The organism is Oharaeibacter diazotrophicus, from assembly GCF_004362745.1.
Classification (GTDB): Bacteria; Pseudomonadota; Alphaproteobacteria; order Rhizobiales; family Pleomorphomonadaceae; genus Oharaeibacter; species Oharaeibacter diazotrophicus.
Map to the genome: position 1 here is coordinate 265177 of NZ_SNXY01000009.1, position 13363 is coordinate 278539.

Sequence of the window (13363 nt, forward strand, 5' to 3'; positions counted from 1 at the left end):
CGGCGATCGCTTCCCGAATGCGCGCCGGCCCGCCGGCGTGCACCCACCGGGGCCCGGGCGACGACACCCGGGTCCGGCAACTCTCCCCAGTGGCCGGCGCCGACACGCCGGCCTTCGAAGGCGACGCCATGACCGAGACCGCCCCGTTCCGGCATCCGATCGCCATCCTGTCCTACAACCGGCCGCACTACCTGAGGGAGGTGCTGGTCAGCCTCGCGGCGCAGTCGCTCGCCTTCGACCCCGCCGACGTCCACCTGTTCCAGGACGGCTACCGCAGCCGTTTCGGCGGTCCGGCGGTCGACGAGACGCTGAAGGACGAGTGCGTCGCGGTGTTCCGGGCGCTGTTCCCGGACGGCGTCGTCCACGCCAGCGACGTCAACCTCGGCATCGCGCTCCACTTCGACAAGGCCGAACGATTTTTCTTCGAGGAGCGCGGCGTCGACTGCGCCGTCTTCCTCGAGGACGACCTCATCCTCGGGCCGGACTATCTCGCCGCCCTGGACCAGCTGATCGACTTCGCGCTCGGCGAGGATCTGGTGGCCTACGTCGCCGCCTACGGCGACCATCGCGCCAGCCTCGAGACGCAGTGCGCCGACCCGGCCGCGATCATCCCGATGCAGCACAAGTGGGGCTTCGCGCTGACGAAGCGGCAGTGGCTGCGCCAGCGCGACATCCTCGACGGCTATCTCGCGATCGTCCGCGAGCGCGAGTATGCCAAGCGCGACGTCAAGCGGATCTCGGCCTACTTCCGCACCCTCGGCTACGACCTGCCGGCGAGTTCGCAGGACGCGGCCAAGGACATCGCCTCGATGGTGCTCGGTACCGCCAAGGTGATGACGAGAGCCTGTTTCGGCCGCTACATCGGCCAGGAAGGCGTCCACTTCAGCAAGGAGCTGTTCACGGAACTCGGCTTCGACAAGGCGGTCGAATTCTCCGGGCCGCTGCCGACCTTCCGCATGCCGGACCGCGACACGCTCGCGCGCTGGGCCGACGCGATGCGCCGCGCCGGCGCGATTCCCCCGGCGAGCGCGGCCGCCAATGCCGCGGCGGTGCGTGCGCCGGGCCTCGGCGCCGCCGAGATCGCCGCGCTTGAGCGCTGGCTCGGCCGCTCGACCGCCGTGCTCGTCTACGGCGTCAACGGCATCGCCGAACTCGCGGCCGCCACCGGTGTCGCCCGGCTCGTCGGCATCGATTCGGACTCCGCGCAGATCGCGGCCGCCGAGGCCGACCCCGCCGTCCTCGCGATGGTCGCCGCCGGCCGGGCGGTGCTCCGGCACGTCGACATCGGGCCCGTGCGCGAGTGGGGCTACCCCAGGGACAAGGCCGCCGCCGCCTCCTGGCCGGCCTATTCGTTGGCGGCGTTCGACGGGCCGGATGCGATCGTGCCGGACCTGGTGGTGGCGAAGGGCCGCTTCCGCGTCGGCGTGGTGGCGCAGGCGATCCTCGCCAACCCGGCCGGCCCCGTGTTCGTGCTGCCCGACTTCTGGTCGCGCCGGCATTATCATCCGATCCTGGAGTTCGTCGACGAGGTCGAGCGCGTCAACGACATGCTGATCGCCCGCCCGAAAGCCGACCTCGACCTCCGGCGCCTCGCCCGGGTGGCGAGCACCCATCTCATGGACCCGCGATGACACGCGACCGCCGGCACGTTCTTCGCACCTGCGAAAGACCCGCGCCGGCGGACCGGTTCCTTCGTGCCGCGGATGGGACGAAGCGGGCGTTTCGGAACGTTTTGCACTTGCAACACGACGGCTCGGCTGCTTGCATCCGGGCGACCCGGCCGTCGTTCTCCCCCCCGCGCGATCGCCGCGGGCCGACTGTTTCAGCCGATCGGCTATTTCGGAGAAACGATTGATGACGTCGAAGATCGTGCCCGTGATTTTGGCGGGTGGCTCCGGCACGAGACTGTGGCCGGTATCGCGCGACGCGTTCCCGAAACAGTTCCAGCCGCTGGTCGGCGAGGAATCGACCTATCAGCAGACGTTGCGCCGCGTCGCCGCCGGTCCCGACTTCGCCGATCCGGTCGTGATCACCTCCGGCGCCTTCCGCTTCTTCGCACGCCGACAGGCGAGCGAGGTCGGCGCCGACGCCACCGTGATCCTGGAGCCCGCGCGCCGCGACAGCGCCGCCGCGGTGGCCGCCGCGGCCGTGTTCGCCGAGCGGCGCAACCCGGGCTCGCTGGTGCTGGCGCTCGCCGCCGACCACGTCGTGCTCGACGACGAGGGCTTCCGCGAAGCGGTCCGGGCCGGCAAGCCGGGCGCGGAGGCCGGCCGGATCGTGGTGTTCGGTCTGGTGCCGACCGAGCCGAAGACCGCCTACGGCTACATCCGCCCCGGCGCCCCGCTCGGCGAGGATCCCGACCTCTGCGCCGTCGAGAGCTTCGTCGAGAAGCCGGACGCGCCGACGGCGGTGCGCTACTGCACCGAGGGCTATCTCTGGAACTGCGGCAACTTCCTGTTCCGCTCCGACGTGATGATCGCCGAGTTCCGGCGTTACGCCCCAGAGATCCTCGACGCCGTCGAGGCGGCGGTCGGGAACGCGGCCGACGACATCGGATTCGTCCGGCTCGACGAGGCGTCGTTCTCGCGCGCGCCCAAGATCTCGATCGACTACGCCGTGATCGAGAAGACCCGCGAGATCGCGGTGGTGCGCTGCCGCTTCCCGTGGTCCGACGTCGGCGCCTGGGACGCGATCTGGCAGGTCACCGGCAAGGACGGCGCCGGCAACGCCACGCTCGGCGACGTGGAACTGATCGGCTCGCAGAACTGCCTCGTCCACGCCCACGGCCTGCTCGCGACCGTGGTCGGCGCCGAGGATCTGGTGGTGATCGCGTCGCAGGACGCTGTCATGGTGGCGCCGAAGAACCGCGCCCAGGAGGTCAAGGGCCTCGTCGACAAGCTGGCGAAGTCCGGCCGCCGGGAAGCGACGCAGCACCGCCGCGACTACCGGCCGTGGGGCTACGTCGAGGCGATCGACGCCGGCGCCCGCTTCGCGGTCAAGCGCATCGTGGTCGATCCGGGCGGCGTGCTCTCGATGCACCGCCACCTCCACCGCGCCGAGCACTGGGTGGTCGTGAAGGGTTCTGCGATCCTCACGATCCCGGGCGAGGCGGAACGCGTGCTCGGCGAGAACCAGTCGTTCTACGTGCCGGTCGGCACGACGCATCGTCTGTCCAACCGCGGACGTCTTCCCCTCGAATTGATCGAAGTCCGCACGGGCGGGTATCTCGACGAGGACGACAAGGAATTCCCGGTTGATCCCACCCCCGCGATTGGCTAGGTCCAAGCGCGTTCATTTTGCCCCATTCCTTCAACCTCGACATCATACAGGCGTCATACATGTCCAAGACGGCTCTCATCACCGGCATCACGGGTCAGGACGGTGCCTACCTGTCGCAGTTGCTGCTCGACAAGGGATACCGGGTCGTCGGCGTCGTCCGCCGCTCCAGCCACAACGAGAAGATCGATCACCGCCTGCGCTGGCTCGGCATCGCCGACTCCGTCGAGATGGTGGACGGTGACCTGCTCGACCTCTCGGGCCTCTGCCGCATCGTCAAGGACGTCCAGCCGGACGAGGTCTACAACCTCGCCGCCCAGTCCTTCGTGAAGACGTCCTGGCAGCAGCCGCTGCTGACCGGTCAGGCCACCGGCATCGGCGCGGCCAACGTGCTCGAGGCGGTCCGCCTGATCAAGCCGGACGCGCGCTTCTACCAGGCGTCGTCGTCGGAGATGTACGGCCTGATCCAGGAGCCGCGCCAGAGCGAGAAGACGCCGTTCTACCCGCGCTCCCCCTACGCGGTCGCCAAGCTCTACGCCCACTGGATGACGGTGAACTATCGCGAGAGCTTCGGCCTGCACGCCTCGTCGGGCATCCTGTTCAACCACGAGTCGCCGCTGCGCGGCCTCGAGTTCGTCACCCGCAAGGTGACCGACGCCGTCGCCCGCATCAAGCTCGGCCTCGCCAAGGAGCTGCGCCTCGGCAACACCGACGCCAAGCGCGACTGGGGCCACGCCCGCGACTACGTCCGCGCCATGTGGCTGATGCTGCAGCAGGACACCGCGGACGACTACGTGGTGGCCACCGGCCGCACCGTCTCGGTCGGCGACATGGTCAACATCGCCTTCGCCCACGTCGGCCTCGACCCGGCCGAGTTCGTCAAGGTCGATCAGACCTTCTTCCGCCCGGCCGAGGTGGACGTGCTGCTCGGCGATCCCTCCAAGGCCGAGCGTGCGCTCGGCTGGAAGCCCGAGACCACGCTCGAGCAGATGATCACCGAGATGGTCGACGCCGACCTCGCCCGTCACCGCAGCCAGCTGGTCTGAGACCGGCCTCGGGCACGTCCCGATCCGTCGGGACGTGCCCGAGGCTCGGGTCGATCCGCGACGCCCGACCGGGCGCGCCTCGAACCGGAATCCGGGCGGTCGGCACCTCGCGTGCCGGCCGCCCTCTTGTTTTCGGAGGCGGCGTCTTCGGAGGGGACGCCGACGGGCTGTCCCGACGCCGAGGGGGACGCGGACGACAACGAAAACGGGGCGGTGCCGTCGGCACCGCCCCGTTTTCGTTCCGGACCGCCGACGAGCGATCAGGCGAGGTCGCCCTCGAAGTCGGCGTCGACGCCGAGGTCGGCCGGCTCCTGCGGCTCGACCTCGACGGCGGCCGGCGCTTCGAGGTCGCCGCGACGGACGATCCGCATGCAGCGGAAGTCCACCACCGAGTCCGCCTTCACGAAGACGCGGACCTCGAGATCGTCGACCGGCTCTTCGATCTCGACCGCCAAGCGGGCGACGAGCCCGCCCTTGGCGTCGACGCCTTCGGCGAGCACGGCGAGGCCGGCGGCCGCCAGGGTCAGCGTACCCTGTCGGGCGCTGACGTCGGCGACGCAGTCCGAGAAGGTGGCCGCGTCGCCCTCGCCGTAGATCTCGACGTCGTAGCGACCCGACCCGACCGGAACGTAGGGGCCGAACACCAGATAGCCGGCCCGTTCGCTCGACCGGATCATGCCGCCCTCGCGCCGGCCGCACTGGGTCTGCAGGCGCGGGGAGGTCGCGAAATAGGTCGCGGTGCCGTAGCGGTCGGGATCGAGTTCGGCTCCGGCCGCGGCGACGGCCCCCGCCAGCGCCTCGGCGACCTCGACGGCGACTTCGGCGATCCCGCCTTCCTCCGCGTCCAGCACACGGACCCGGTGGACGTCGAGCGCGACCGAGCGCCCCCCGGTCGGCAGCCCCGGCCACATCGAGAGGTCCGGTACAATGCCGTCGACCGCCCCCAGCCACGCACCGTCGCGCAGCAGGTTGGAATCGAGCCGCCAGGGGAAGCCGTCGGCGGCCGGCTCGACCACGACGAGGCCCTTGCCGCAGCGCAGCGCCAGGACGTCCGAGAGCGCCGCGAGGTTGTCCTCGGTCGGGCCGCCCTCGAGGACGAGCAGGACACGGTCGCCGGGGCGCAGGTCGATCACCTCCGCGTCGGGGCCGGCCGTCGCGGCGACGTAGCCGCGGCCGTCGCGGCGGGCGAGCACCGGACGGAGGCCCTGCACCGAGCGCCGGGCGAGCGCGGTGGCGATCGCCGCGGCGGCGCCCGGCGCTTCGACGCCGTCACCGAGCGCCGACACGTCGACCACGAGGCGCGGCCGCTCCAGGAGTTCGAGATAGGCGGCCTGGTAGCGCCGCGCACGCTCGGCCGGCTCGCCGTCGTCGAGGCCGACCAGGCTCTCGCCTGGCATGCAGCCGTCGAGCCGGGCGCCCTTGAACATCACGCCGAGTTCGCGGGCGTCGGCGGACAGGCCGAGGAGGAGCGGCGCGGTGCGTCGACCGCGACGCAGGCCGATCTCGACGCGCCGGCGTCCCGGCGGCAGCAGCCCGCCGAGCGGAACCAGAACCTCGCCGAGGTCGACACCCCCGACGGCACCGGCCGGGACGGGCAGCGGAGCGAGAGCCTGCCCGTCGATCTCGACGAAGATCTCGTCGCCCTCGGCGCCGTCGACGACGGCGCCGAGACGCAGCAGCAGGAACTCGCTACCGCCCTCGGCGAGGTCGACCCGGTAGACCAGTCGACCGCAATCGCCGACGGACCAGACCCGGTGCCCCTCAGAGCCGTACCACGCGCCGTCGAGGACGCGGTCGGCATGGGCGGAGTCGGGCAGATGCGGCGCGTCGCGGGTGATCGGCAGGCCCGGAGCCCCCGACACGCCGGGATCCAGGCGGACGGCCAGCAGCGACGTCCCCTTGTCGCCCGCGGCGGGCCCGTCGACCAGGAACACCGAGATCGTGGCCGGCGAGCGGGCGGCGAGCAGGGCGAAGGGCACGTCGACGTGGAGTTCGGCCACGCCCTCCGCCTCGAAGCGCCGCTCCGCGACGATCTCGCCGTTGACGTGGACGAGCACGTCGCAGTCGGCGGCGGCGGCCGAACCCGGGGCGACCAGGACGCGCAGGCGGCAGGTCTCTTGGGCGGGGTCGAGGAACGGCAGACCGCCGGTGAACGTCACCGTGCCGTTGACGGGCGTGAAGGCATAGGTCGCCGCCGCCATCGCCGGATTGGCGACGACCACCTTGGCGGCGGCACTGCCGCCGAAGACCCACTCGCCGATCGGCAGCGCCGGCCGCACCGGCGAGTGCCGCATCGCGTTTTCCAACGGCACGTCGAGGCCGACGGCCTTGCGGACGTCGAGCTGGTAGGCGAGGTCGTAGCCGGTGGTGGCGTGCGGCTTGGCCTGGACGGCGAAGGCGACCACGCCGAGCCCGAGGTTGCGCGGGTCGGTGGAGCCCCCGATGACCTCGGCGACCTTGAAGATGCGACTGGCGACGAACTCCAGCACGAGGACGCCGTCGTCGCCGACGAGATCGGCGGGAATCGCTGCGATGTTGAGCACGTGCGGCGTGTGGCCGGCGGGCACGGTGACCGGGTTGCGGTAGCGCCAGTCGGCCACCTTGGTGCCGTTGGCCACGACCGTGTAGGCCACCTCGAACTGCGGCGGCGCGAGCACGCGCGCCATCATGTGCAGGACGAGGTCGGACGTCGGCCTGCGATCGAGCTGCAGGCGGACCCGCGGCGACGCGTCGACCACCCAGGTGCCCCAGGCCTCGGGCTGCGACCAGCCGCCCTCGAGGAAGCGGGCGGCCCCGATGCCGTCCGACAGGAGGACCAGTTCACCGAGCGTGTAGCGGTTACGCTGGCGGGTCGTGGTCGGCTCGCGCAGCACGGTCACGAGGTCGCGGCTGGTGTCGGCCCAGGTGGTCTGGCGGTAGGTGTCGCGGATCTGCGCCTCGCGGGCGGCCCGGGCGCTGGCCGAGCCGGCGTAGTGCATGATCCGCGCCGCCCATTCGACACGGTCGAGCGGATCGATCAGGTCGGTGACGGTCGGGGCGATCTCCGGCACCGACGACCGGTTGGAGGCGACGCAGATCTTGCCGTAGGCGAGGCTCTCGCCGACCGGCAGGCCCCAGCCCTCGTAGAGCGAGGGATAGGCCGTCATCAGGCAGTTGCGGTAGAGCCAGTCGAGCGCGGAATCGTCGACGTCGGTGAGGATGTGGATGAAGCGGTTGACCGTGCGGTCGAGCCGCATCGTACGCGCCAGTTCGCCGCCGTTCCACGACACGCCGCCGACGATCACCAGATGCGGACAGGCATCGCCCATCTTGTCGCGGAGGATCGACCAGACGTCGTAGAGCAGCCCGTAGTTCTTGCGGGCGTGGATCGCGCCGGTGGACAGCACGAAGGGACGGCGCCCGAACTTCTCCTGGATCGCGAGGCCCGACGCCGACAGGGCGGTGGCGAAGGTGCCGATGTCGTCGGCGAGCCGGATCTTCTGGGTCGGCGCGAGGTCGAGGTCGATGTCGAGGGCGGCGCGGATCGAATCCTCGCGGGTGTTCTCGGAGTAGACCAGCAGCCGATCGACCTTGGAGAACAACGTCGACATGTTGCGCACGAACGGCTCGGAATAGCCGTCCGCGAACCACGCCGGGAACAGGTAGGGGGTCAGGTCGTGCATCAGCACGCAGAGCTCGGCCTCGGCGGCGCGGGCGAAGCCGACGATCGACTGGGCATACTCCGCGTTCTGCATCCAGCTGCTGCCGACGACGACGAAGCGGGCACCGCGCCAGGACGCATCAGGCTTGACGACCTGCGCGAGGCCGCTGTTGGCGAAGTCCTTGACGCGGCCGCCGCGGGCGACCACCGCCGGCACCTCGACGAAGCCGATCGCCGAGTTGCGCCACGCGACGAAGCGGATCTCGGTGTCCGCCACGCCGGGCAGTTCGCGCGCCAGCGCGGCCTCGACGCGCACGATGCCCGAGCGCAGCGTGGCGTTGTTGGACATGGTGGTGATGTCGAGCACGATGCGCACCGGCGCACCGGCGGCGAGCGCCGGCCGGGTCTCGACGGTGGCGAGGCGCGCCGCGGCGGTCGGCACCCTGCCCTCGCCGCGAGCCTCGCGGACCTCGCGGTAGAGGTCGAGGGTGGAGTCGACGTGGCGCTCCCACGAGAAGGTGGTGCGCACGTGCTCGGCGAGCGCGGCGTCGTGGCGGCCCTCGCGGCCGGAGAGGTCCCACATCGCCACGAGCTCGTCGCGGATCGAATCCGGGTCCGAGGGGTCGCAGTAGCGGGCGTGGTCGCCGAAGTACTCGCGCTCGGACGAGCGGTCGCTGAGCAGCAGCCGGGCGCCGGCGGCACCGGCCTCCAGCGCGGCGAGCGGCGCGCCCTCCGCCCAGCTCGGCAGGGTGACGACGCGCGCGCCGGCGATCGCCGAACGCAGCATCGGCGATCCCGGGTCGAGCCGATTGACCATGACGAGGTCGGGGCCGCCGAGACGGCGGACGTGGTTGGCGTAGGCCTCGTCGCCGGCGTGGCCGACCAGCACCAGCGGCAGCCCGGCCTCGCGGGCCGCGATCGCCAGCATCAGCTGGTTCTTGCGGTGCTCGACGCGGGCGACGCAGAGGACGTAGTCGCCGAGGCCGTGGGCCTCCCGGAACATGTCGGGGTCGCCGTCGGCGAAGTGGGCGGCGTCGACCGGGTTGACGATCAGGCGCGAGATCGCCGGCTCGGACGGGCTGAGGCGGCGGTAGAGCTTGCGCTCGTACTCGGACAGGTAGACCACCGCGTCGGCGATCTCGCCGATCTCGCGCAGGCCGCCGAGGTAACCCGGTTCCGGCTCCTCGATCGCGCGCGCGCCCGGGCGGTCGACGAGGTGCAGACGGCGCGCCTCGGCGAAGATCGCGCGGGCGTCCTCGGGCGCCTCGACCTTGCGCGCCGTGCGCATGACCTCGTGCTGCCAGTAGGGCGCCTCGGAGAGGTCGAGCAGGATCGGCGAGAACACGAAGGGCTTGCCGAGCGCGGCGGCGCGCCGGGCGATACGGGCGGCGCTCGCCGGCGGCCAGATGTTGTAGGCGTGGACGAGGTCGAAGCCGGTCAGCTTCGAGGTCGGGAACGACAGCGCCTCGGCCCGGGTGCCGCGGTCGCGCATCAGCGCGGCGGTCTTCGGCACGCGCACGCTCGGCCCGCCGACGATGGTCGATTCGAGCCCCGCGGTGACCAGCGCCACCGACTTGTAGGGCCGCACGGCCGGAGCGGCGACGGTCGTGCCGCCGCCGATGCCGCGCTCGGCGAGCAGCTTGCGGAACAGGCGATCGTGCTCGCCGGCCCAGCGGTCCCACGTGACGGCGAGCACGGACTCGCGCAGCGCCATCTTCTCGCCGAGCAGCCTGACGAGCAGCGCGCGCAGGGAGTCCGCATTGCCCTTTTCGAAGGCATGGTGCGGGAAATCGGGCACCCAGCCGACGTCGGAGCCGATCACCGGCACGCCCGAGGCGAGCGCCTCGAGGACGCACATCGGGCCACCCTCGTTGAGGGCGGGGACCAGCACGTAGTCGAGCGTGCGGTAGAAGGCCGGCAGGTCGGCCTCGTCGACGCGGTGCCCCGCCTCCGGCCAGCCGTCGCCGGTGAACACCCACTCGATGCCGGGGACGTCCATCACCGCGTTGACGAGCGCCTCGCCCTTGCGGCCGGTGTGGTAGGTGCGACCGACCACGCCGACGCGCAGCTTCGGCACGAAACGGTCGAGGTCGACGCCGGGCAGGATCACCGCCGGCGATTCGATGCCGATCTCCTTCAGGATGGTCGCGGTCGCCTCGGACATGGCGATGCAGGCGTCGACGTCCTTCGCGGTGCGGATGAACTTGGCCCTGGCGTTGGCCTCGTCCTCGATGTGCGTGAACAGCGCGACCTCGATCGGCGAAGCGCGCTCCTTGCGACAACCATAGGTGACGTAATAGTTCAGCGCCGCCGACGTATTCGGCTCGGTATCGTACGTGACACCTGAAATGCGATCGGCGATCTCTTTAGCCAGACGTTCCAGAATCCAACCGCGATCCGAAATCACCACATGGATTGATTCAGACGTCATTGCAATCAGCTCACCCTTGAAGAACAGCCGTCGGACCCTAGCGAAACCGAAGCGATCGCGAAAGTCCGTCGTCGCAATCCCCGCGACAGCGTGGATTTCCGCACCGATCTTCGGTCGGTGTGGCGCGACGGCGTCGATGCATGCAAGTTCCGGGCAGGATCGTCGACGACGCGCCGGCGACGCGCCGGACCGGACCTTACGGGACGGCCGGCGCCGGCCGACCCGCCCCCGCATCCGCGGCGGCCGTCGGCAAAATCCGAGAAGCGCGGCGCGGAATGATGCTATGACGTGCCGACATGGCCTCGACCCGGTGGCCGCGCCAGCCCGACGTCCGGACCGACGCGAAGCGAGAGGATGAGATGCAGACGATCGAGACGAGTATTCCCGGCATTCTCCGCGTCGTCCCGAAGAGGCATTCCGATCCGCGCGGCTATTTCTCCGAGGTCTTCCGTGACGACCTGTTCCGCGCCGGCGTCGCGGACCTCGCGTTCATCCAGGACAACATGTCTCTCTCGCGCGAAGTCGGCACCATCCGTGGGCTGCACTTCCAGAGCGAGCCGAAGCCGCAGGGCAAGCTGGTGCGCTGCCTCGCCGGCGCCATCCTCGACGTCGCCGTCGACATCCGCGTGGGCTCGCCGACCTTCGGCCGCCACGTCGCGGTCGAGCTGACGCCGGAGAACGGCGAATGGCTGTGGATCCCGGTCGGCTTCGCCCACGGCTTCTGCACGCTCGTGCCGGACACCGTCGTGCTCTACAAGGTGACCGACTACTATTCGGCCGCCGCCGACAAGGGCGTCGCCTTCGACGATCCGGACATCGGCATCGCCTGGCCGGTCGAGCCGGCCGCCGCCGTACTGTCCGACAAGGACCGCCGCCAGCCGCGGCTCGCCGACCTGCCGACCTATTTCACCCATTCCGCCTGAGCCATTCGACGGTGCCGCCCGCGCGGGCGGCGTCAGCACAACGGGTTTTCGAGACATGCGCATTCTGGTCACCGGCGGCGCCGGTTTCATCGGATCGGCCGTGGTCCGCCATCTGGTCGGACTCGGCGCCGAGGTCCTGACGGTCGACAAGCTGACCTACGCCGGCAACCTCGAATCGCTGCGCACGATCGAGAACGCCCCGAACCACCGCTTCCTGAAGGCCGACATCTGCGACCGCGGCGCGATCGCCGAGGCCTTCGCCTCGTTCCGGCCGGAGCGCGTCTACCACCTCGCCGCCGAGAGCCACGTCGACCGTTCGATCACCGGCGCCGCCGACTTCGTGAACACCAACGTCTTCGGCACCTTCACCATGCTGGAGGCCGCCCGCGCGCACTACGCGGGCCTCTCCGCCGAGGAGAAGGCGGCTTTCCGCTTCCTGCACGTCTCCACCGACGAGGTCTACGGCTCGCTCGGCCCCGACGGTCTCTTCACCGAGACGACGCCCTACGACCCCTCCTCGCCCTATTCGGCGTCGAAGGCGGCGTCGGACCACCTCGCGGTCGCCTGGCACCGGACCTACGGCCTGCCGGTGGTGATCTCGAACTGCTCGAACAACTACGGGCCCTACCACTTCCCCGAGAAGCTGATCCCGCTGATCATCCTCAACGCCCTGCACGGCAAGCCGCTGCCGGTCTATGGCGACGGCTCGAACATCCGCGACTGGCTCTACGTCGAGGACCACGCCAAGGCGATCCACCTGATCGGCTCCAAGGGCCGGTTCGGCGAGAAGTACAACGTCGGCGGCCGCAACGAGCGCAAGAACATCGACGTCGTGCGCCGGGTCTGCGCCATCCTCGACGACGCCGCGCCGAAGGCCGAGAAGCACGAGAGCCTGATCCGCTTCGTCACCGACCGTCCCGGCCACGACCACCGTTACGCCATCGACGCCACCAAGCTCGAGAGCGAACTCGGCTGGCGCGCCGAGGAGACCTTCGAGACCGGCATCGACAAGACCGTGCGCTGGTACCTCGCCAACGAGTGGTGGTGGCGGCCGCTGCGCGACAAGGTCTACGCCGGCGAGCGCCTCGGCGTCCTGAATCAGGCGGGGTGAGCGCCATGCGTCTGCTCGTCACCGGCCGCGAGGGCCAGGTCGTCACCGCGCTGAAGGAGATCGGCCCGGCGGCCGGTCACGAGATCGTCGCGCTCGGCCGCCCCGACCTCGACCTCGCCGATGCCGCTTCGGTCGCGGCCGCGGTCGAGCGGGTCCGACCCGACGCCGTGATCTCCGCCGCCGCCTACACCGCGGTCGACAAGGCCGAGACCGAGCCGGACGTCGCGCTCGCCGTCAACGCCACCGGGCCGGGCGCGCTCGCCGCCGCGGCGGCGCGGCTCGGCATCCCGGTCGTCCACCTGTCCACCGACTACGTCTTCGACGGCACCAAGCCGACGCCCTACGTCGAGACCGATCCGGTCGGCCCGCGGAGCGTCTACGGCTCGACCAAGCTCGAGGGCGAGCGCGCGGTGCTGGCGGCGCAGCCGCGCTCGGCTGTGCTGCGCACCGCCTGGGTCTACGCCCCGTTCGGCGCCAATTTCGTGCGCACCATGCTGCGCCTGTCCGAGACCATGGACGTCGTCCGCGTCGTCGCCGACCAGCGGGGAACGCCGACGTCGGCGCACGACATCGCCGCGGCGGTGGTCGCGGTCGCCGGCAACCTCGTCGCCCGGGCGGACGACGCGGCGCTCGCCGGCGTGTTCCACATGACCGGCGCCGGCGAGGCGACGTGGGCCGACTTCGCCGAGGCGGTGTTCGCGGGCGCCGCCCGGCGCGGCGGCAAGGCACCGCGCGTGGAGCGCATCACCACGGCCGAGTTCCCGCGGCCGGCGCCGCGGCCGGCCAACTCGCGGCTCGACTGCGGCAAGCTCGCCCGCACCCACGGCGTGACGCTGCCGGACTGGCGCGTCTCGCTCGACGCGGTGCTGGACCGCCTGCTCGCCTGAAGCTTTCGGCCGGCGGGGGCCGGCGTCGTTCTATCCCGACGGAGGAATT

General features: G+C 71.0%; 7 protein-coding genes. 6 read left to right on the forward strand and 1 reads right to left on the reverse strand.

The features are described 5' to 3' along the window. Nucleotides 1-128 precede the first annotated feature (128 nt). From EDD54_RS16255 to gmd, 3 genes are all read left to right on the forward strand, one after another. The gene (locus tag EDD54_RS16255) at nucleotides 129-1631 is read left to right on the forward strand and encodes a glycosyltransferase family protein (protein WP_126538150.1); all 1503 of its coding nucleotides are present in this window, start codon (nucleotides 129-131) and stop codon (nucleotides 1629-1631) included. A 223-nt stretch (nucleotides 1632-1854) separates the two neighbouring features. After that, nucleotides 1855-3279 (forward strand): mannose-1-phosphate guanylyltransferase/mannose-6-phosphate isomerase, encoded by a 1425-nt coding sequence (locus tag EDD54_RS16260; RefSeq protein ID WP_126538152.1) that lies wholly within the window; start codon nucleotides 1855-1857, stop codon nucleotides 3277-3279. 59 nt (nucleotides 3280-3338) lie between these two features. Then, nucleotides 3339-4322: a GDP-mannose 4,6-dehydratase gene (gene gmd, locus EDD54_RS16265; RefSeq protein WP_126538154.1), complete on the forward strand. Its 984-nt coding sequence runs from the start codon at nucleotides 3339-3341 to the stop codon at nucleotides 4320-4322. Nucleotides 4323-4582: 260 nt separating this feature from the next. On the opposite strand, the gene EDD54_RS16270 is transcribed toward gmd, so the two are convergent. Next, nucleotides 4583-10372 carry a glycosyltransferase family 4 protein gene (locus EDD54_RS16270; protein WP_126538156.1) on the reverse strand — a complete coding sequence of 1930 codons (5790 nt, stop codon included), beginning with the start codon at nucleotides 10370-10372 and terminating at the stop codon, nucleotides 4583-4585. A gap of 380 nt (nucleotides 10373-10752) precedes the next feature. Here EDD54_RS16270 and rfbC point away from each other — a divergent pair, with 380 nt between their 5' ends. From rfbC to rfbD, 3 genes are read left to right on the forward strand one after another with little or no spacing between them, the layout of a single operon-like run. Further along, nucleotides 10753-11316: a dTDP-4-dehydrorhamnose 3,5-epimerase gene (gene rfbC / locus EDD54_RS16275; RefSeq protein WP_126538158.1), complete on the forward strand. Its 564-nt coding sequence runs from the start codon at nucleotides 10753-10755 to the stop codon at nucleotides 11314-11316. A 55-nt stretch (nucleotides 11317-11371) separates the two neighbouring features. Further along, complete coding sequence (gene rfbB / locus EDD54_RS16280) at nucleotides 11372-12427, forward strand: dTDP-glucose 4,6-dehydratase (protein ID WP_126538160.1); 1056 nt, start codon at nucleotides 11372-11374, stop codon at nucleotides 12425-12427. A gap of 5 nt (nucleotides 12428-12432) precedes the next feature. After that, complete coding sequence (rfbD, locus tag EDD54_RS16285) at nucleotides 12433-13314, forward strand: dTDP-4-dehydrorhamnose reductase (RefSeq protein ID WP_126541784.1); 882 nt, start codon at nucleotides 12433-12435, stop codon at nucleotides 13312-13314. The last annotated feature ends 49 nt before the right edge of the window (nucleotides 13315-13363 follow it).